The sequence below is a fragment of the Providencia sp. PROV202 genome, assembly GCF_028479565.1.
GTDB lineage: Bacteria > Pseudomonadota > Gammaproteobacteria > Enterobacterales > Enterobacteriaceae > Providencia > Providencia zhijiangensis.
In genome coordinates this window covers 17757-38646 of record NZ_JAMPNV010000010.1, presented here as the reverse complement: position 1 = coordinate 38646, position 20890 = coordinate 17757, and the positions used below count along the sequence as shown (strand labels likewise).

Below are 20890 nucleotides of genomic sequence, written 5' to 3'. Positions count from 1 at the left end.
TTATCGCTCGCTACTTTGAATCACTCCGCCAGAATATACTTCGCAATACAAATAAAATGACTGATAGCCCAATAACCGTTCCCCAATTTACAGGTACTACCGTATTTAATTCGGCTGAAATTGAAAACCAATTCCAGATACTTAATACTCCCCAAGAAACACCCAGAGATAGCAATAAACATGCTGCGATTACGAGCACAATCAATATTGCGCCAACAATTATGTCTGATTTCATTATCAATCCTTGTAATAAAAAATCGGGCTGACTGGCTTCCAAGACTGAAAGCAATAAATTGCGTCATCTCCACCACGCCCGATTGGCTTGCGGTAGTCGTTTTTATTCGGCTGTTAACGCTCGAATGCGCATGGCGATCCGTTTTAAGTGCGTATCAACACCCACCTTAGGATTAAGCTGTCGTGCTTTTTCCATATAGGATGCGGCCTGTTCCAATGTATCGACACAGTCAATGGCACTGGCTTTCGCATCCTGATTGATATTGCTTCTTAGCAAATTCAATGCAGCAAATTTGTAGTATTTCGCCCTGATTTTTTCGTGAACTCGCCATTTTTCAGTGACATTTTTAAAGGTTCTTGAAAAATAAGGCTCAATACTGTTTCCCGCTTCATTTTCCAATGTTGCCCACGCTAAGATAGTGTCAGCGACAAAGGCCGGAAAATTACTGCGGAAATTGTCTGGGGTGAGCTGTCCTTGCTCAATGGCAATATCTGCCCAATCCAATCCCTTGTCGAAATCCCCAACATCAAATAGCCAAACGGTGCAGTAAGCAAAAATCGGGTTTCGGTAGACCTCCCCCTCGGACAAATAGCGTTCAGCGGTGGGAAGATAAGCGGGGAGTAACTCCCGCTTTTTCATTTCCACGCGGTCAGCCGTTGTCGGTTGCTCACGCAGTCTTTTGACATCCCGCTCAATCGCCCTCGCTTGTAAGTGCATGCTGGCACCATCAGCGATAGTGATGGCCTCTTGCCTTTCCAGCTTTTGCTTGACTTCAACGTCTAAGCGGTGGCGTTGTGCGGGTGATAACATTACTATTGTTCCTGATTATCTGGATTGTTCGGTAATTCAGAAACGGTGCCGATAGTAACTGCATTTTCATCATAAGCGGCATATAACTCTGGGTATTCCAACGCATATCCCTCATTACGCAGATATTTGTTTTCATACTGCTTACGGTCTTCTACAAACTCTGCTTTACGCTGACGCGTGTTGCGCTGGGTGTAGATATGCAGGTTTGACAACATTGTCACAACCATGCGCTTACCGGGCATAAATGGCGGTACTAACGCTTTACGACCCGCGATAGTATCTGCCAGCATTTGTGCAGCGATTTTTTCCGTTGGTTTATCAGCCGCTTGATATAATCGATATTGCTCTGCTGCCACTAAATCAGCACCAACAAGCACCACCAAGCGCGGGTCATTACGGAATTGCTGTGGAATGCAGGTATTAATCAGGTCGGATGCCATCGCATCTAATGAGCGATAATCGCCTTTGTCATCCAATGTGACCGGAGTAGTAATAATTTGCTTACCATTCTCCCAGTTTTTAGCGATTTGATGCCAACCGATATTGACATCCTCTCCGTTCGGGTATTTTTCAGGGTCGGTTTTAGCCGCAACTTTCACACCATTAAAACCAATACGGAGCATATCTAGCGCAAAAGATTCATTAGTAAATGTTTGCATGCGCTGTGCAAATTCATCCTCTGTCCCAGCATTCGCCCAAACAGACAATAAACTCCATGGCAACGCAGCACCTGAGTCGGTTTCAACCAATTTATATTCGTTACCACTAACCGCAGTTTTTCGAATAAAACGACCAGTATCACTTCGACCTGTAAAAATACCCGGATTACCAACAGCGACGACTTGGCCTTGTAACTGGTCAACATCAGCGCAAGTAATCATATTAAGAAACTCAATGCGGTCTAATAATGCAGAACGTAAAGCGGTTTCTTTTGGGTCTGACAAATTAAAATAACGAGAAGTCTTATCAATCCCATAAGATTTTCTAAGGCCTTCTTCATAACTATCAAGACACTTAACTGCCTTTTGATTTAACATGGAAATCCCTCTCCTAAACTAATGACGATTAAAGATATTCGAAGCCTTTTTTGCGTTCTTTATCTTCGCCTTTAGGGTTATTTTTTGGCAACTTAGTGACTTTTTCGTCTAACTTTCCAAAGTTTTTAACGATTTGTGGTAGGTTCTCGCGCAAACGTGCGAATTCTTCCGTGTCTACCACTTCTTTTACCGTGTCGACGTCGTCTTGAACGTCCTCCACTTCCTGCTGAGTAGATGCAATCTGTTCTTTTAACAGTTTAATTTCTTCTTCGGCAGCGGCTAATGCTTCCGCTAGTTTCTGTAACTTATCACCGTCAACCGTTTCCTCTGGCGGTGTCGCTTCTGGCTCAGCAATATTAAACAACTTACGCCAGCTTGTTTTCTTAGACTTTGTTGACATGTCCTTGTCCTTTCGTTTTTTTCGGCTGAAATGTAGCCTTGTGGTTCCAACACTGGCAGGCTCATTAGTAACAGCCAGCCCTTCAAGATACGATTTACCTGTCCCTCTAAAATTACCGTCAGGCGTTAATTCTATGGAGGTAAACAGGTATTTATCCTCGGCATTTGCGATTAATAAGCTAACAAATGGCCTGATAATGGCGAGAAGCTGTAATTCACCATGCTCATTTTCTTCAAGCATGACCTCAAGCACTTCGCCCATTGGTTCTGCATCGTGATTATGTTCCGGCCAAATTAGTGCCGCATATAATTTATAATCGTAGAGCTCTGCTGCATCTAACAGGTCTTGCCTTTCAATGACTCTGCCGTCTACGGTGTCACCCTCTGTCGCGATACATAACCATGTTGTTCTTAATTGCGACATTTACATGTTGCTCCCGTCCTTGGGTTTGTTGCTTCCATTTCGTTAGGTGCTCAGTATTGCCCACATTTTTTTCACTGGCGACAAGTTCGATTCGGTTATAAATGCTTTGCCGAAAGCCGCTTAATGCCAGCGTTTAAAGGTCGGGGCACAATGCATCTACTATGGCTAAATACACGGATGCAAAAATACAGGTCGCAAAATCGTTATATTTGCGACGCTATACTCCAGCGGAAATCGCGGAGGAATTGAGCCTGCCTAATCGTCGGATTGTTTACTATTGGGCAGAAAAATGGAATTGGGCAGATATGCTCAGTCATGAGAGTGTGATTGAAGCAATTAACCGTCGCATTGTTTTATTGAGCGAGCGAACTAAAAAAACGGAGCTTGAATTAGATGAGTTAGACCGATTGATTGCTAGCCACGTTAAATTAATGGCGCAAGCGAATAAACACGCTGAAAAAATGGCAGCGTTAAAATCGCAATCAGCGGATATGCAAGGCGGTGCTGATTATGCAATGAATGAAGATGGCGAACCGAAGAAAAAGAAACGCTATCGTAAAAATGACATTTCTAGCCTGACGCCAGAAGATTTCCAACGCTTTGCTGATGAAATGCTGTTTGGTTATCAAAAGCATTTGCGCATTAATATCACGCAGGCAGTGCGCAATATATTAAAAAGCCGTCAAATCGGGGCAACGTGGTACTTCTCCTTTGAAGCCTTTGAGAATGCCTGCTTGACGGGTGACCCGCAGATATTTTTATCTGCGTCAAAACCCCAAGCGGAAGTATTCCGGTCATATATTGTGAATATTGCGGAGCAATTCTTTGGTGTATCGCTAACGGGTAATCCCATCCGTTTAAGCAATGGAGCAGAACTGCGCTTCTTATCCACCAATAAAAACACGGCTCAATCTTATAGTGGTCATTTATATTGTGACGAATATTTTTGGGTTCCTGATTTTAAACGCTTAAATGATGTTGCATCTGCAATGGCAACACATGACCGCTGGCGTATCACCTATTTTTCCACGCCTAGCTCTAAAACACATCCAGCTTATCCATTTTGGATGGGGGATGAATGGCGCGGCAATGACCCTAAACGTAAGAACGTCGAGTTTCCAAGTGAGAAAGAAATGCGTGACGGGGGGCGTGAGTGCCCCGATGGGCAATGGCGCTATATCATTACCCTTGAAGATGCGATAAAAGGCGGCTTTAACTTAGCGTCTATCGATAAATTACGACAACGATATAACCCTGACACATTCAACATGTTGTATATGTGCGTATTTATTGATAGTGGTAAGTCTGTCTTTAAATATGACACCTTAATGAAATGCGGTGTTGATGTGAATTTATGGGAAGACCATAAACCCGACGACCCGCGCCCATTTGGCAATCGCGAAGTGTGGGGCGGGTATGACCCTGCACGCTCTGGCGACACATCAACGTTTGTTATCGTTGCACCACCCATGATGGCACCCGAAGTATTTCGGGTATTGGCAACATTTTATTGGCAAGGGTTTAGCTGGCGACATCAAGCAAAATTGATTGAAGACTTAACCAAGAAATATCGTTTCACACACATTGGCATCGATACTACAGGGATAGGCCAATCCGTGTATGAAATGGTGCAAGATTTTGCGCCTCGTATCACACAGCCCATTCTTTATAGTCTGCAAATGAAAACGCAACTTGTGATGAAGATGATAGATATTGTTGATGAAGAGCGCATTGAATGGGATATGGATCAGAAAGAAATCCCAGCATCATTTTTATGCATTCGTCACACAACTACGGGTAAAGGTGGCGCAATGACATTCGTCGCAGATAGAACACAAGAAACAGGCCACGCGGATGTTTTCTGGGCAACGTCTCACGCAGTAATTAAAGAGCCGCTTAATACGGATAAAAAGCGCAAATCCAAATATATATTACCAAAGGCTGCATAATGAAAAAGAAACGGAATTCACGCAAACAGATGGCGCAACCGGCTAAAGCCCCCTCTAAAGGATTTAGCATCACACTAGGCAAGCCAACGCCTATTTTAACGACGCATACTGATTATAAAAATATCTGGTATGACAATGATTTTGACCATTGGACACCACCAATAGACCGTGAAGCACTGGCGCAATTGGTAAATTTAAATGGCCAGCATGGGGGCGTTCTTTATGCTCGTCATAATATGGTCACCAGTGATTATATTGGCGGTGGCCTAACCCACGAGCAATTAAAAGCGGCTGTCTTTAATTACTTTTTATTTGGTGATGTGGCCATTTTAAAAGTGCGTAACGGTTGGGGGGAAATCATCGGATTGGAGGTTTTACCCTCACTTTACTTGCGTAGGCGTAAAGACGGCGATTTTGTCATTTTACAAGAAGGTGAGCCACTAGTTTATACCCCTGATGAAATCATTTATATCAAGATGTATGACCCACAACAGCAAGTCTACGGTTTACCGGACTATATTGGCGGCATCCACGCAGCTTTACTGAACAGTGAAGCAACTATATTTCGTCGTCGTTATTACCATAACGGGGCACACACGGGCGGGATGATTTACTGTAATGACCCGAATATGACCGACGAAGTAGAAGAACAAATTATCCAAAAACTCAGCCAAAGCAAAGGGATTGGTAATTTTGAAACCATGTTTGTGAGTGTGCCGAATGGTGACCCTGACGGCATCAAATTTATTCCCGTTGGGGATATCTCTGCAAACGATGAGTTTAGCAATGTGAAAAGTATTAGTGCGCAAGACATTCTAAATGCTCACCGTTTCCCTGCTGGCCTTGCTGGCATCATTCCCGGCTTAGGCTCTGGCGGCTTAGGTGACCCCTTAAAAGCAAGAGAAGCCTATCGACAAGATGAAGTTATCCCCGTACAAAATTTATTTATGAATGCGGTTAATAGTGAAATCGGTAGAAATGAGTCTTTGAAATTAAATTTCCGTCAAAATATCATTAAGGAAAATGAATAATGTCTAAAAATAGGGTAAAATTAAGACGTTATCAACAATCGGAGGTCTGGAACGTGCGAGTATTAAAAATATTCTGCCCCATTTGCGGCCAACGCGCGACAATTCGCAAATCGAATCGTAAACATCGTGAAATTTCAGACCTTTATTGCGCCTGTAATGATGTTGAATGCGGTCACACCTATGTTTTAAATCTAACGTTTAGTCACACAATCAGCCCTAGCGCCCACTCAGATGATTTGATTCAATCCATGATTGAAAAATTTAACCCTGAACAGCGCCAACTGGCGCTAGGGTTATTAACCTCAAAGGGTGCATGATTGCTGATTTACATCAGGCTGCTATTTAGCAGCCTAATTTTTTGATTGCTCTTTTTTGCTATTTCTTCCCTTGCACCGTCTGCAAGTTCAGTAATCAGTGTGAGTACAACTTGACGCTCATAATGGTTGCAACCCTCTAAACTCCCCAGCTTTGCAATAACACTAATGCGCTCAAACGCTACCGATTCCTGTAATAAATCGCTCATATTCAAATTCCCATTTGTATACTGGATATTTGTACAGTATACATAAATAAAGTCATTGGGAAACCCTGTAAATCAGAAATAATTAAAATTTCTTTTGAATTACAGGGTTATGTGATTCATTTATAAACTATCCGCTTTGTGACATGTCACGGCAATATTATCCAACTTCAAATAATGCCAGCCGTTGGTATTCCAACAATCAGACGCACCTGATAAGCAACACTGACTAACAGGCAATTGCTCACCGCATCTTTTACAGGTTGATTTTGATAACTCGTGAATTTTGTCACTTAGTCGAGCAGTATCTTGGCGAATTAATAGTTGAATGTACTCATTCATTTCGTAAGGCTCCCGCCCTGGTCGACGAATAGCACAATTATTCTTCAACATTTCCAATTCTTGACTATCGACCATCAGCTCAAATTTCGTTTCGCCATTGTCTTTTTGTCGCTTACGCTGTTCCGCTTTGCGCTCTGCCGCTGTTTTTGCCATTTTCTTTTATCCTCTGCTGAATTCGAGATATAGCCGACTCACACCGAGCCAGTGATTTTTTGACTTTATCTGACTTAAATACGATTTTTTGGATATGGCCATTCGCATGAAATTTCACGCTTTGACCGTTTTCTGTATAAATAGCCCCTCTTGCTATCGAATGGATCATGAAAGGGTCTTTTTCGGGGTCTAAAGTGATGCCAATTTCTTTGGCTTTTCTGACAATATCGGGAATAACCGTTTCTTTGTCTTTAATCGTCCTCCGTGCCTGCGTACAGTTATTGACAGAACTCCAAGGGGCGCTAATCGCGCCATCAAAACCAGCCTCCGCTGTCGCTTCGGCTAACTTCGGCACAATCTGCCAGCTCTTAATACGGGTAATTAATGGGGAGTCATTACCTACCAAAGTACAATAAACACCCTTGATACAATCGACAGGCTCACCATAGGCGTTTGTCTTTTCTTCACGCTCATACCATAGACGGGCGATAAGGTCGGCACGACGTACAAAGGCTCCACCTTGCAATTTGGTGTATTCGCTCCAATTGCTTGTGTCTGCGGCCTTATGGACTTCGGCAAAATCAACATCCAAACCTGTTGATGCTTCTGTATCATCACCCATACGGCGTAATTCACGCCATACAGACACAGGCGCACCACCTATTTGTTGAAACTGGCGAATCTTCCAATGAGAAGCCCAAGCGGAAACTGCACGCGCCATGTCTTTGCACTTCTGGCCTGATTCCTTATCGACTTCATCGTCCATCGCGTAACCGTCAATATTTTTTGAAATGTATTTAGCGATATAGCCAGTTGCACTACCTTTTCTTTCGTCGATAGGTTCAACGTGGAAACGGGCTCTTAATGCTTTAGGTGTGGTAAGTTCGTCTCTATCTTCTAAACGTGCATAGTGGCTAAAAATAGAACGTAATTGTTTTTTCTGCTCAGGCATAACAAACAACAACATATGCCAGTGTGGCGTACCATCATGGTGTGGCTCGGTAACACGAAAACCAAAAACACGGATACCCGCACGGCTATAAGCCGCACGTATTTTCGCCCACGTTTTACACAGATATTTTTGGGTTGCTCTTGGATCACATCCGTTCCAATTATCAACAAAACCACCTGCTTGATAAGCGGAATGGTATTTTGATGGGGCGGTCATTGTGTAGAACTCACCATCACAGCCCATTTCATTTGCAAGGTCTTCAAACCCGCGCATGCGTGCCATTAACTCACAACGACGAACGGCAGGGTTTGCCACACTACCTAAAACCATTTTTGTAAGTTCAGTTCGGTTGCCGTCTTCGTCTTGTAATTCAAAGTCTTTAAGAAATTGCCAGTTGGAACGCTTTTGTTCTACCCAACGATGCAAGGTTGTTTTTGAAACATAAGGTGATGCGGACTTTTGAACTTGACCAATCGCGATAGCAAGGTGCTCACGTTTCAGGTCACACAAACGTTTTAAACGACGATACCACCAAGCAACATCAAACATGCGAAGCAATGCCGCGCAAAGTTTATCTTCACTTGGCCTAATCCTACCTTTGTTAAATTGCTGCCAATATGGCGGCTGAGTGCCTGACTGCAATGTTAATTTAGCAAGGAAAGCGTAAGTTTTATCAAGACGCTGACGGGCTTCACATTCATCTTTTGGGTCGCTATTGGCGTATTGCTTTGTTGCAGCTTCATAGTTATCACTCATAAAACTGGCAATTTCATTTGCCAAGGTTTTGATAACCGTTCTATCTAACTGCGCTATATTTTCGAGTTGTTCAATAAAAGGGAATGGCCTGTCACCTGAAACATGATGTTTAAACTCATACTGTTTCATGACACGTTCGAATCGTGGCAATACATTCTTAGCTGTTTTGCGTAAAAATTCATTGGCACGACGACGACCTTTTTGATTAAAAAGGCGTGCGTATTTAGTGGCAAAGTAAATTGATAGGAAATCGGGAACATGCGAAATAATTTCATGACGCCACTCAGCATCATCTTTATTGGCATCCCACATAATGCGTTCAGCCAGAGTCGCTGATTTCGGCAACTCTGGCTTATTTTCTTCTTGTTGGCGACGTATTGAAATATATACGTCGCTATTGTGTTCTTGCACTTCAAACATAATTCAGTTCTTGCGCCTGATTTTCGATGTGATTAGCTTCACTCTCCAATAACTGTGCTATCTGTCCATAGTCGAGCTTGTCGCGAATAACTTGCAATGAAAGGCGACGTAAACGAGAAGCAAAAATAATTGAGCGTGCATTTTTTTCATCTTCACGGTTAGCTTGAATAACAGCAATCATTGTGACATCTTCACCGTTACCCATATCAACTACAGGTGTGAATGTTGGTTCTGGTATATTCATTTATTTAATTCCTAAATTTAGAGTGTAAAAATTCCTGACGCGCTAACGTCATTTATTTAATTGGGTATTATTTAATTAAGCGGTAAGGTTAAATTTTTAGGTAACAAGGCACTTGAGCCTTTAATATAATTAATAGCTTTAACAATATTAAATATTTCTTTTGAAGTTAAATCTTCAAATTGACAACCATGTCTAGACTTATCAATGTCAGCCATGAAAAATATAACAGCTAAAAGTTTTTTATTATTTACATGGTCTTCATTAAAGCGGTCACGCATTTCTTTTATAAATGACTTTAATTCTTTGTTCTCTAATCCCGATGTTTTAGATTTAACTTCACATACTTTATTGATACCGTGTACACGCTGACCTATAGACATTGGCATGTAACGCTGTTCAAGTATTGCTGGGTTCTGTCTCATAGTAATTACCTATATTCTAGAAATTAAATAAACAGTTGCAAACAAAATAACGGGGACAATATATTTTAATGAACCATCTTTTTTGTTTACGCTGATTTCTTCTAAACGTTTAAATGAGTCGCCAGTGACTTTATATTTGTACTGCTGTTTATGTGCTTGAGTCATTTGTTAACCCTCAAAATGGAACTTCATCATCATAATCATCATGGTATATTTTTGCGTTAAACTCGCAATTTAACTCTGTCCTTATGTCTAGTAACACCTCATACACCGCATCAATGCCTAAATTATGATTTTCCATATATAAGAAAAGACAACTAAGCACATCAGATTTCAATTCAGACTTATACTTGCTCCTATTGCGAATATTATCTGTGTTTACTTTTATTCCTTTTTTATTCAAATCACGATTTCTATTTGTTATTTCTGCTAATTTTTCTAATGCACTTTTTTCATTACACATAATCACACCATTGCTTGACTGAATCCCACAACGGTATCAATCGCTGATACAAACGCAGGGGATGAATGTAAACGGGCTGAAATTGTCACACCAACTAATGCTAAACAACGGATCGCATTATTTACGCTCTGTTTAATTTCAGCGGAACGGGCATTATTAATATGACCACCTAAGACCGCTTGACTTGCTAACTTTCCGACCTCTGCCGTTGCATTTAAAATATACGCTGGAAAATTTCCCTCAGTCGCATTATTCAAAGGTACAGACGGCTGACATTGAAGCTGCTCTAATAAACCATCTAACAACGTGGCATCTTCTGTCGCATCCGTAATTTTAACTAAATCACTTGATGTTAATTGGTGCGGCTGTTCTGGGTTTAACTTGTTACGCAACATTTGCGCATTCATGCCGATTGCTTCCGCTATCTGAACAAGGTCACCTTTGTGCGTAATCGCAAAAGCACGACATGCATTGTCAAAGTGTGATTGTTTGGAAGCTTGATAATCAAACATAGCCTTTACTCTTTTTGTAATTCACTATTTACACATCAACATTCACGAAACGTGAACTTTTTTATTCAAACCATTCTTTATGGTAAGCGACCAAATCAACGTATACACGTTCATTAGCTTTCTTCTTTGGTTTGATTTTTAATTTACCTTGAGATTTCCAATAACGGGCAGTACTAAGCGATATTCCATACTTTTCACAAAATTCTGATATTGGAATCCAGCGCTTTTTCATGGTTGTTTCAGTTGAACATTGTTCGTTCATAAGGCAAAATCTCCAGTTGGTTAACAACAGCTAACAATAATTGCTAACTACCTAACAATGGCTAACAATAGCTTGTAGTGAATAATAGATTCACTTAAAGCTAAAATCAAGAGGTATTTACCTTGAATCTAGAAATAGACTTCACTAAAAGTGGTGGCGAGGTGCTAGATCGTTGTATTGAGGCTTATGGATTTGGCTCCAAAGTAGCTTTAGCAGAACATTTAGGTATCGCTAGTAGTAGCTTATCGATGCGTTACAAAAGAGATTTATTCCCCGCCGATATAGTTGTACGTTGCGTTCTGGAAACAGGCGCTAATCTTGAGTGGTTAACATTTGGCACTGGAACACCATTCACACATGAAAAAGTTGATGTTCTAAAAATTACTAACTTTAAGTTAATCAATGGTGAACTTATTCAGTCAAGCAACGTTATGTTTGATAAAGCTATGTTCAAAAATACCGCCCCGCTTCCTGCTGAACCTAAATCCATTCAGGAAGATAATAATTACTACATCATTGATAAACATTTCAGTGATATTTTTGACGGTAAATGGCTAGTTGATATTGAGGGTAAAATAAGTATTAGAGAACTTACTCGCATACCTATAAAAAAAGTTCGCGTGTCTGGCGTTGGTATACCGTTTGATTGTGATTTAGATGACTTATCTATATTAGGTCGAGTTGTTACTATTATTGAAAATCAATAAATAATATGACTGTTAGAAAAATTGACTCTGGCGAATGGCTATGTGATATAAGGCCAAACGGTGTTAACGGTAAACGCATACGAAAAAAATTTGCCACAAAGGGTGAAGCTCTTTATTACGAGAAATATATCCTAGGTGAAATGGAGGATAAGCCGTGGCTTGGTGAAAAACAGGATAACAGGCGGCTTTCTGATTTAATCAATCAATGGCATGACTTATACGGTAGAACCTTAACCGATGTAGACCGCATGATGTCAAAGCTAAAAGCTATTTGTGCAGGGCTAGGCGATCCAATCGCATCACAACTAACCGCATCTGATTTTAGTTTATATCGTGAGGGTCGCTTAAAAGGTGAAATACCTGATGTTAATGGGCGCTGCATGGAAATAAAGCCTGTCACGGTTAATCATGAACAACGCAATTTATCAGCAGTCTTTGGTACTTTAAAAAAATTAGGTCATTGGTCTTTACCTAACCCTCTTGCTGGCCTACCTACTTTTAAGGTAGATGAAAGCATGGTGACATTTCTATATAAAGATGAAATCAAAATTCTACTTGATGCGCTTTCAGAATCTAAAAGTGATAGCGTTTTAATGATAGCAAAAATCTGTCTTTCCACTGGCGCAAGATGGAGCGAAGCGGAAAATTTAGAAAGTAGCCAAGTAACCCCCTATCGTATTACTTATAAAAACACAAAAAGTAAAAAAGTAAGAACTGTTCCTATTTCAAAAGAACTATATAACGAGATACCCAAAAAACGAGGCAAGCTGTTTACCCCTTGTCGTAAAACATTTGAAAGAACGGTAAATAAAGTAGGCATTGAATTACCCGAAGGGCAATGCACCCACGTTTTGCGACATACATTTGCAAGCCACTTTATGATGAACGGGGGAAATATTTTAGTGCTAAGAGACATTCTAGGCCATTCAGATATAAAAATGACAATGATATATGCTCACTTTGCACCTAGTCATTTGGAAGATGCCGTCACCAAAAATCCATTATGTTCACTGGATGAATAAACATTGCTTTTTACACAGCTAACAATTTATTATGTCCACATAGTGTCCATCTAACTCAATAACTATTGTTATTCGTTGATATCTATTGATAGCCGTTATCAGCCATTGTTAGCTAATTTATTGATTAATATAGTAACCTATTGATTTCACTATACCCCATTAGAGAATGTAGAAATTTCGGACGCGGGTTCAACTCCCGCCAGCTCCACCAAATTATCTTCTAAGGACGTCCAAAGAAGACTGAAAAGCCCGCTAACTCAATGAGTTGCGGGCTTTTTTATGTCCTACACTGTCCTATTTTATCCCACCCAAGCTAATTCCTTTAGGCCCATTGATAGGCCCAACGAAAAGAACTAACATCTTTGTTGGGCCTAAACGCATGGAGATTTTTCATGGCAAGAAAAACTAAGCCATTAACCGATACCGAAATCAAAGCAGCTAAACCGCAGGACAAGGACTATCAGCTGTATGATGGTGATGGACTCACACTGCTAATCAAATCTAGCGGAAGCAAATTATGGCAATTCCGTTACTACCGCCCTTATACAAAACAAAGGACCAAACAAAGTTTTGGGGCCTACCCTGCTGTCACACTTTCAGATGCTAGAAAACTTAGAGCAGAGTCTCGCTCATTACTGGCAAAAGATATTGACCCTCAAGAATATCAGAAAGATCAAGTAAGAAACTCTCAAGAGGCTAAAACCAATACCTTCCAACTTGTCGCTGAACGTTGGTGGGAAGTGAAGAAGTCCACAGTAACCGAAGACTATGGTAACGACATTTGGCGTTCACTTGAACGAGATGTCTTCCCCGCTATTGGCGATATTAGTGTTACTGATATCAAAGCGCACATATTGGTTCAAGCAATACAACCAGTACAAGCCAGAGGCGCACTAGAAACTGTCCGTCGCCTTTGTCAGCGTATCAACGAAGTGATGATCTATGCTCAAAATACTGGGTTAATTGATGCCGTTCCAAGTATCAACATTGGCAAGGCTTTTGAAAAACCCAAGAAAAAGAATATGCCAAGTATCCCACCTGATCAGCTACCAAAGCTCATGCAGACAATGCGAACAGCTAGTATTAGCCTATCAACTCGATGCTTGTTTATGTGGCAGCTGCTTACCATATCTCGCCCTGCCGAAGCCGCTGAGGCCCGTTGGGACGAAATCAACTTTGAAACCAAGGAATGGAAGATACCCGCTGCTAGAATGAAAATGAATCGCGAACATACCGTTCCGTTATCTGACGCTGCTTTGGCTATTTTAGAGCTAATGAAACCATTAAGTGGTAATCGTGAGTTTATCTTTCCTAGCCGTATCAAGCCTACTCAGCCAATGAATAGCCAAACCGTCAATGCTGCATTAAAACGCGCTGGATTCGGTGGTGTACTGGTCTCACACGGCCTACGCTCAATTGCTAGTACCGCTCTCAATGAACAAGGCTTCCCACCCGATGTCATCGAAGCCGCCCTCGCCCACGTTGATAAAAATGAAGTTAGACGCGCCTATAACCGCAGTGATTATCTAGAGCAAAGACGCCCTATGATGCAATGGTGGGCTGATTTTATTGAAGAGGCTGATAGGGGAAGTATTATTGAAGGCGGGATAAGAGGGATATCGCTAGTTGGGTAACTTACTGTGTATCAGTTCAGAGCTATACATCATCTAGATGTCAGCTCTATGCCGGAAGCTAAAGTAGCTAATATCATTTTGTTGGATTTACGACGTACAGATCACAAGGTGTCGCTATCACAGTAACACTTAGATAAGGAGTATTCCTTCGAAGACCTTCAGGGGGCGCTCCCCCCTTTCATTAAAGCTTATAATAAACATATACACTTTGCTTACGGTCTGCCGTATACACAACAGAACTACTGAGATCTGCCTGCACGAGTGGATGTGGATGGTGCTTTGTCCCCGATGCGCAATGTACAAATTGAGCAGGAGCCAGTAATTTCGCATTACCTAGTTCCCACGAATGCTGAGAACCATGGTGAGGAACCTGCACCAAACCAATTCTGTCCCAGCGTTGCGTTCCCAGATGGTTTTGGATATCTGAAATCACTGATGAAGTAAGATGAATATCGCCAGTACAGAGCGTAGCCAGCCTAACAGTCGGCTTTTTCGCATGCGGGATAATGCAACAATCATTCCTCACATGAAATTGACAAGGTGTTGCTCTGATAGGTGCAGCATACATACATAACGAAATGTTATTTTTAGCCTTGCCTGAATGACCAAAATGGTTTTCATAGCAATTCTTTAGAGTTTTCCTCCAGCCTGTAGGCATTGTCGATAGCGGCTGGTGTAGGTTAATACTCATGATGGTATTCTGAATATCTGTTTTAGCATCAGATAAGAGACTACCTGATTTTTTTGCATACCACTGTCCGTTTCGCTGTTCAATCAACCCTAGGGTAGCAAAGTCTTTCTCTGCATTATAAAAGACGAACTCAAACTCCCTGTTTAAGGCTTGAATAGATCGATCATGGCGGAAAATTCGAATTCTTGAGGCACCGGTCATAGCCGAACCTAAAGAAAAGTAGTTCTGACTGAAACGTCTGACATCATCATCTCGCTGAAAATCTCTCGGTTCCGGTTTAGGATCATCGTCACCATAGGGAACAGGTGAAGTTTCGGTTCCCCCCTGAACCAATACAATCTCTTCGACATGAGCATCAAAATTTCTTGATGTCAGCCATTTAACTGGATTGAGCTGCATGAGCGCTGTTGACGGTGAAGTACCCTTTTTGCCCATAACCGAAATCTCGCGCACGGTCTGTGCCCATTCTGAAAATGGGAGGATAAGAGTTTTAACGCGACAGTGCCTCAGAATCTCTTCAACGCCGTTAACGTGATCATTATCGAAATGCGATAGCACTAACATATCAATGGATTCTGGCCATCCGCGCCGGGTTATTGCCCCTAATACTCGATTTAGCGTAGTCATGCTTGTGGAGCCACAATCATAAACCCATTGGAAAGCCTCTCTTGTATCCAGGCTCATTACTACACCTGATTTAAAAGTGCCATTCCCTACCGAGTGAAATTTTTGCTCCACTATAAACGATGTCATTTATCTTCCTTAGATTTAGATGCAGTTATGTTTATACGCACCAGTCCCCCTGCATGATATTTGAATATTATCAGTAATTCTCCGCCATTATTAAATGATGATTTAGAATTTCAGCTCGCATTAGTCCGCTAAATAATCACCACACCACCAGAGGCTTGAAGTCAGGTTTTAAACTCCACTTCTGGCAATTCAACTAAGCTTGTCGGTTTGCCATCTGGGGAATAGGCCCGAGGGTTCTATATGTGGGTAGTTTAATGCCAGAAGCGAGTACTCTGTTAATTTATGGTGAGCTGTTCAAACACCTTTTATAGCTAAATACAACACTAGACTCGTTTGAGCATTGCCACACTAAGTATAAGAAAAGCTTACAATGAGGACAATAGTTCCCTGAATAGCCACTAGTAGTGAGGTTACTAAATAATGAATGAATATAATGGACTCGGCTATTGATGATGGAAGCTATGACAGCCAGATAAGGAGATTAAGCAAAGATTGAATCATTAGCTGAAATGGCCTACAATAACAGTAGCCATCATCCTGGGATCCTCAGCCTCTACACGATAGTCACGCTTGTACGAGGTGTACAAGGCTCGCTGACAGCTTGTCGGCGTCGAAAGAAAGGAGCCCGGAATGAAACAGAAAACTGTGCTGGTTCACCAGTATCTGCGTTTCCGTTTTGGTCGCTGGGAGCACGTGTGTCAGCACATGCGCTCTTTGCCGAACTGTTAACGGTTAATCTCAGGGTGATGGTCCCTTTCTATTGTTAATCAAGCAGATTTTGTCACTTCTCCCATCATTGATGTGTAATGTTCTTCATCTTTCGCTGCCTCAAATACTTTCTTAAACCAAGTAAGATAGCGTTCAACCGAAGCACCTTCATGAAGAGAGATATTGCGAGCATCTTGGTGGGAATGTCTGTTCAGATAACGGGCAAATATACGAAACCCAGGTTCGCCTTCAGGTCCGCTGGACAGTGTTTCAAGTGCTCGGTGAAGGGTTGCACTTTTTCCTGAAAAACCAAAGTAATATTCAAGAATTTGCCGCATTGTATTCGGGATCACAACACTGGCAATGTCATTTTTTTGGGCATGACGCAAGACATACCATAGTGCCTGATAGTCGTTCAGTAATTCTTTTTCAGAAACAGGAGAAGCAGAACTATGCAGGGATTTGGATATCCTATAAAGCGTCCATTCAGGAGGACAAGAACCAGCAGGCCTTTTCTTTCTTTCCGCAGAAAGTAGCAACTCTTGAAAGAAAAATAGGCTGTGTGTCAGAATAATAATTTTTTCAGCAATTCTGGCTCGTATAACATGGTACTGGATCAATGAAGCAATTTCAAAAACATAATTTTGCGATAAGCTGGATATGGGGTCATCAATGACTATTAAACGTGTTCGTTGGTCATTGTCATCACGACTTTTTCTCCCTGTGCAGGTTTCTAGAAAATATAGAAAAGCAATCAACGTCTTTTCCCCTTCACTCAGGCTACTAAAAACTGGTGTATCGCTGTTCTCTCCTTCCCGAATCAGACGGTAATCATCCCGATCTTCATAAGGAGCAATATGAAACCCAGTGACCCCTAGACTATTCAAACTACAATTAATCCGATCAATCGTTTCCTGAGTATTGACGATAAGGCTTGATTTATCGCGAATAATTAAGGTTAGAGCATTAAGATTGTCCGAGATTTCTTTCTGACGTTCCGTTAATTTGTCTAACTTCTTTGCAAACTCCGCTAATTTTTTATCATGATTAGTTATTGTTTCTGTTACCAGTTTTCGGATATAGCCGAGTAACTTCTGTTTTAGTCTTGGCCGCTCAACATGATAATTGTCAGCCTTTCGGTTATGTTCGCCAATTATCGTATTAATATCAGTCAGCTGCGCTGAAACAGCGTCTGCCAAAACAGAAAGATCTTCAAGAGAGATCGATATCGAAGGTGATGTTAATTTCTCATCAATATGCAATTTGTTTCGCTGATATACCTGTTCTAGTTCAAGCAGATAGAGATAAACGGGATGTTCTTTCTCAACTAATGGACACGCCTTTATTAACTGACGCATATCTTCGGGTTTATCGTACCAGGATTGATATCGTTCCTGAAGCTCCTGCAACTGCTCCATCGCGGCTTCCCATGAGGTATCAAAAAGCGCAGTAATTTCCCGTTGAAGTTGCTGCACATCTATTGGTGTTTGACAAAATGGACAAATATCATCAATCAGCCACGACTGTCCATTCCTCACCCAGTCAATGTTGCCCAATTGATTAATTGCAGCAGCAAGGCGGCTATCACCTGTTGGAATAAGAGGTTGCATCAATAACGTAATGTCAGTTTCATTCAAAGGGAATGCTGGCAAGGATTCGAGTAAAGCATAAGGATTACCTTTACTTGCCTCAAGTTGGTGCAATTCTTCAACCAATTCCTGTGTTGATGTATCTTCAACTTCAGTGTGTTCTAAGATTGTCTGATAAAGCTTATCGGTTTGTTTGGTTCCAGCCATCAAATCCCATAAATCTGTTTTTCTGATTTCTGCGGTGGAACTATAAATTTGTTTTGCTGATTCACTTTTAACTCTTTCTGACATACTCTCAACATCACGTTTTTGTACATCCAAAGCATCACTATCGGTACGGAGACGTTTGCATTGTGCTTCCAGAATATCTATTTCAGTTTTAATTTCTGCATTTTCACTACTTAAAGTGAAAATTCCCGGCTGAGAAGGTTGACTGAAAATATCATCTACATACTCCTGATTAAATACCAAGTAGTTCATACTCAACGGAGGTTGCAGGTTACACTGACTGTATTCTGCTCGACCATGCTTATAAAAGTAACCAGAAACAGTTGATTTTCCTGAACCGTTTTGTCCATAGATAAGAGTGACATACTTACTCAAGTCGAATTCCACTGGCTTTTCACCCTGATAACTGCGAACGCCGTGGATGGAGAGAATTGTCATGCTATATCCTTATTACCGTCTGCTGTATGTGGATATTTTATCTTTAAAATTATCTACAGCAAGCTACCAAACAAATATCCATAATCAACCCTGCAAATAGTCCTTGAGCATTACAGGGTCGAATTCCAGATCAATCACGATACCGAAGCTTTATTTTTTCTGATCCTAACTGTTTCTTCCATTGCTAATTTTACTTCACCTTCTTTTTTAGACCATCGTACAATCGTCTTATCTAAACTCTCACAAACAAGGTCTGTTTTTTCACCGTTCTCTTCCAATTCTTGGATAAAACTCCATAGTTTACCTTCAATTTTTTGAGCTGCTTCAGTTTTACTTTTCCATTTTCTATCAGGCGGTTGATGTATATAAAGTAAATCACTTGCTTCTTTTTTTATCCGATTCAGTAAGTTGGTTCGAGCCTTACGCCCCTCTTTAGCAGCGTCACTACGCTGCATCCTCAATCGATTTAAATCTTTACTGTAATAGCTATAAACACCTAAACCAAAACTTTCGCTAACTATCTCCAGGCTTTTAAGTAAGCACTGCATCGCCATTACTTCAAACTCAGTAGAGCGATTTAACTTATGAAACTTTACTGCGAGATGAAAGGTAACGCAGGACCAAAATATGGTATTTAAAAGATATACATTAGAACCATAATGCACTCTAGTTAATTCTACATGATCAGTTGATAGGTATTTTTCTAGGCGTTTGTATGGATTCGAACTCTTCATTATTTTCTCATAGAGCTCATTTGCAGTTTCAGAAACTCTCGGATCTTTCATTTGTAACATGTCTATTGCATTTTCTTTCGACGTTGCGCTTAAACCTCTCCACCCTTTTTTGTAAATTTCGTCATGTAGCTGCCACTGTTTCGCTTCAACAAAAACTCGCGCCTGATAAAACACTTCTTTATTATCAATCAATTAACACCTCAATAAAAATTATGTCTTTCTTAAACAAGAATAATTTTGTTTCCTGTATATTTACGTCCTCTTATTTTTACTAGACTGTTCCCCATCGAGACAGCGCTTCAATTTAAAGAGGAAATCACACTATGAATCAATCCAATATCATGATTCTTCGACTACCCACTGTAATCGAACGTATTGGTATCGGTCGTTCCACCATCTATGACTGGATCAACCCAGCATCGCCAAGGTATGACCCAACGTTTCCTAAACAAAAAAAATTAGGGAAACAATCTGTTGGTTGGATCGAATCCGAAATCAACGATTGGTTACTTCAACGAGAGTCAACTTAGCTAGTCATTATTTTATCATTAACGATATTAATGTTTTATTGAGAATGTTTATTATTGTGAAGAAGTTAAAGAAGTAAAACCAAAACTGGCCTAGATTATCGAATATTGACTATTCAATAACGTTAAAATTTATTTATAAAAAACTTAAGAGAGGATAACTATCATGTCTCAACGGATAACTATTACTGTAAAAAATGAAGACAGTTTAAAACAGATAGATGAGTACTGCTGTAAGCATAAAACTTCACGTTCATCTTTAATATCCAGTATATTAAAGAGTGCTTGCCCATTACTTTCAGAGATAAACCAATACACTCAATTAACTAACGAACTTGAAAGTAAATTATTTTCCCCTGATAAATCTGCAATGAATTATCAAGGGAAAGCATCGACATTTTCTTTAGCTGAACATCTTTTAGATATATGGCAAACGCACATAATAGAAAAAGGTGTCATTATTGATCAACATGCTTATCCTCATGCATTTAAAAGTCCTAAAGTTGGCCTCAAAGAAAAAATAAGCATTCAAGAAGAACTAGATCACTATATTAGCGAACCCAATATTAAGAAAGCTATCTTTATTTATACTGATAGGCATGTTCACTATAAGCTACATAAAGCAGGTGGATTATCAAATACGATTTTAATTAAAAACACTGAGTATAAAAATTATGTTTTTGACTTTAATGGGATCATTAACATACCGATGAATGATATTGTTTTTTTTGGCATTGAAGAAGCGATAAAGAAAAGTAAGGTACCGTTAAAACATACCTATGAGGCTTTTATACCGATTTATCACACAAACCATCAGTGCATTCTAATTGGGGTTATTGATAGGAACAATGCCAACAAAAGAATAGACAAAAGCTCAAACACCATAATCATAAACCCACTATAACAGGTCATTAATACGTTTTTTGAT

General features: G+C 40.5%; 23 protein-coding genes. 8 read left to right on the top strand and 15 right to left on the bottom strand.

Features of this window, described 5'->3' with window-relative positions; genetic code table 11:
* Positions 1 to 337: 337 nt before the first annotated feature.
* From gpM to PR799_RS06440, 3 genes are read right to left on the bottom strand one after another with little or no spacing between them, the layout of a single operon-like run.
* Positions 338 to 1045, bottom strand: a complete 708-nt coding sequence (gene gpM, locus PR799_RS06450; RefSeq protein WP_272521533.1) for a phage terminase small subunit — start codon at positions 1043 to 1045, stop codon at positions 338 to 340.
* 2 nt (positions 1046 to 1047) lie between these two features.
* Complete coding sequence (locus PR799_RS06445; protein ID WP_272521531.1) at positions 1048 to 2082, bottom strand: phage major capsid protein, P2 family; 1035 nt, start codon at positions 2080 to 2082, stop codon at positions 1048 to 1050.
* Between the two features lie 28 nt (positions 2083 to 2110).
* Complete coding sequence (locus tag PR799_RS06440; RefSeq protein WP_272521530.1) at positions 2111 to 2905, bottom strand: GPO family capsid scaffolding protein; 795 nt, start codon at positions 2903 to 2905, stop codon at positions 2111 to 2113.
* A gap of 161 nt (positions 2906 to 3066) precedes the next feature.
* On the opposite strand from PR799_RS06440, the gene PR799_RS06435 reads away from it, so the two are divergent.
* From PR799_RS06435 to PR799_RS06425, 3 genes are read left to right on the top strand one after another with little or no spacing between them, the layout of a single operon-like run.
* Positions 3067 to 4854 carry a terminase large subunit domain-containing protein gene (locus PR799_RS06435; protein ID WP_272521529.1) on the top strand — a complete coding sequence of 596 codons (1788 nt, stop codon included), beginning with the start codon at positions 3067 to 3069 and terminating at the stop codon, positions 4852 to 4854.
* Positions 4854 to 5885 carry a phage portal protein gene (locus PR799_RS06430; RefSeq protein WP_109911720.1) on the top strand — a complete coding sequence of 344 codons (1032 nt, stop codon included), beginning with the start codon at positions 4854 to 4856 and terminating at the stop codon, positions 5883 to 5885. The genes PR799_RS06435 and PR799_RS06430 overlap by 1 nt, the downstream gene beginning before the upstream one ends.
* Positions 5885 to 6202 carry an ogr/Delta-like zinc finger family protein gene (locus PR799_RS06425; RefSeq protein ID WP_141395919.1) on the top strand — a complete coding sequence of 106 codons (318 nt, stop codon included), beginning with the start codon at positions 5885 to 5887 and terminating at the stop codon, positions 6200 to 6202. Before PR799_RS06430 ends, PR799_RS06425 begins: the two co-directional genes overlap by 1 nt.
* An 8-nt stretch (positions 6203 to 6210) precedes the next feature.
* Here PR799_RS06425 and PR799_RS06420 read toward each other — a convergent pair whose 3' ends face one another.
* The 9 genes from PR799_RS06420 to PR799_RS06380 all read right to left on the bottom strand — a co-directional run bounded on the left by PR799_RS06420 (position 6211) and on the right by PR799_RS06380 (position 10931).
* Positions 6211 to 6408, bottom strand: coding sequence for a hypothetical protein (locus PR799_RS06420; protein ID WP_272521528.1), 198 nt, complete (start codon positions 6406 to 6408; stop codon positions 6211 to 6213).
* A 120-nt stretch (positions 6409 to 6528) separates the two neighbouring features.
* On the bottom strand, positions 6529 to 6900 hold the full coding sequence (locus tag PR799_RS06415) for a hypothetical protein (RefSeq protein WP_272521527.1): 372 nt from the start codon (positions 6898 to 6900) through the stop codon (positions 6529 to 6531).
* Positions 6860 to 9028, bottom strand: coding sequence for a replication endonuclease (locus PR799_RS06410; RefSeq protein ID WP_272521526.1), 2169 nt, complete (start codon positions 9026 to 9028; stop codon positions 6860 to 6862). Before PR799_RS06410 ends, PR799_RS06415 begins: the two co-directional genes overlap by 41 nt.
* Positions 9021 to 9272 (bottom strand): DUF2732 family protein, encoded by a 252-nt coding sequence (locus PR799_RS06405; RefSeq protein ID WP_229597468.1) that lies wholly within the window; start codon positions 9270 to 9272, stop codon positions 9021 to 9023. Before PR799_RS06405 ends, PR799_RS06410 begins: the two co-directional genes overlap by 8 nt.
* Positions 9273 to 9343: 71 nt before the next feature.
* The gene (locus PR799_RS06400; RefSeq protein ID WP_232058945.1) at positions 9344 to 9694 is read right to left on the bottom strand and encodes a DUF5347 family protein; all 351 of its coding nucleotides are present in this window, start codon (positions 9692 to 9694) and stop codon (positions 9344 to 9346) included.
* Between the two features lie 9 nt (positions 9695 to 9703).
* Positions 9704 to 9859, bottom strand: coding sequence for a hypothetical protein (locus tag PR799_RS06395; RefSeq protein ID WP_164455376.1), 156 nt, complete (start codon positions 9857 to 9859; stop codon positions 9704 to 9706).
* A 10-nt stretch (positions 9860 to 9869) separates the two neighbouring features.
* On the bottom strand, positions 9870 to 10157 hold the full coding sequence (locus tag PR799_RS06390) for a hypothetical protein (protein WP_164455374.1): 288 nt from the start codon (positions 10155 to 10157) through the stop codon (positions 9870 to 9872).
* Positions 10158 to 10159: 2 nt separating this feature from the next.
* Positions 10160 to 10669 (bottom strand): phage regulatory CII family protein, encoded by a 510-nt coding sequence (locus PR799_RS06385; protein WP_048608898.1) that lies wholly within the window; start codon positions 10667 to 10669, stop codon positions 10160 to 10162.
* 61 nt (positions 10670 to 10730) lie between these two features.
* A complete protein-coding gene (locus PR799_RS06380; protein WP_036952399.1) occupies positions 10731 to 10931 on the bottom strand; it encodes a MerR family transcriptional regulator in 201 nt (66 codons plus the stop codon).
* A gap of 122 nt (positions 10932 to 11053) precedes the next feature.
* Here PR799_RS06380 and PR799_RS06375 point away from each other — a divergent pair, with 122 nt between their 5' ends.
* The 3 genes from PR799_RS06375 to PR799_RS06365 all read left to right on the top strand — a co-directional run bounded on the left by PR799_RS06375 (position 11054) and on the right by PR799_RS06365 (position 14294).
* Positions 11054 to 11638, top strand: coding sequence for a phage repressor protein CI (locus PR799_RS06375; RefSeq protein ID WP_164455372.1), 585 nt, complete (start codon positions 11054 to 11056; stop codon positions 11636 to 11638).
* A gap of 5 nt (positions 11639 to 11643) precedes the next feature.
* Positions 11644 to 12660, top strand: a complete 1017-nt coding sequence (locus PR799_RS06370; RefSeq protein ID WP_164455370.1) for a site-specific integrase — start codon at positions 11644 to 11646, stop codon at positions 12658 to 12660.
* Between the two features lie 392 nt (positions 12661 to 13052).
* Entirely contained in the window at positions 13053 to 14294 is a 1242-nt protein-coding gene (locus tag PR799_RS06365; protein ID WP_272521609.1) for an integrase, read from the top strand.
* Between the two features lie 181 nt (positions 14295 to 14475).
* Here the strand turns inward: PR799_RS06365 and PR799_RS06360 are convergent, their stop codons facing one another.
* The 3 genes from PR799_RS06360 to PR799_RS06350 form a co-directional block, all read right to left on the bottom strand.
* Complete coding sequence (locus tag PR799_RS06360; protein ID WP_272521525.1) at positions 14476 to 15738, bottom strand: hypothetical protein; 1263 nt, start codon at positions 15736 to 15738, stop codon at positions 14476 to 14478.
* Positions 15739 to 16505: 767 nt separating this feature from the next.
* Positions 16506 to 18701 (bottom strand): AAA family ATPase, encoded by a 2196-nt coding sequence (locus tag PR799_RS06355; protein WP_272521524.1) that lies wholly within the window; start codon positions 18699 to 18701, stop codon positions 16506 to 16508.
* A 134-nt stretch (positions 18702 to 18835) separates the two neighbouring features.
* Positions 18836 to 19627: a hypothetical protein gene (locus PR799_RS06350; protein WP_210837097.1), complete on the bottom strand. Its 792-nt coding sequence runs from the start codon at positions 19625 to 19627 to the stop codon at positions 18836 to 18838.
* A gap of 131 nt (positions 19628 to 19758) precedes the next feature.
* Here PR799_RS06350 and PR799_RS06345 point away from each other — a divergent pair, with 131 nt between their 5' ends.
* Both PR799_RS06345 and PR799_RS06340 read left to right on the top strand, forming a co-directional pair.
* Entirely contained in the window at positions 19759 to 19965 is a 207-nt protein-coding gene (locus PR799_RS06345) for a helix-turn-helix transcriptional regulator (RefSeq protein WP_272521523.1), read from the top strand.
* A 163-nt stretch (positions 19966 to 20128) separates the two neighbouring features.
* The gene (locus PR799_RS06340; RefSeq protein ID WP_272521522.1) at positions 20129 to 20866 is read left to right on the top strand and encodes a hypothetical protein; all 738 of its coding nucleotides are present in this window, start codon (positions 20129 to 20131) and stop codon (positions 20864 to 20866) included.
* Positions 20867 to 20890: the final 24 nt, after the last annotated feature.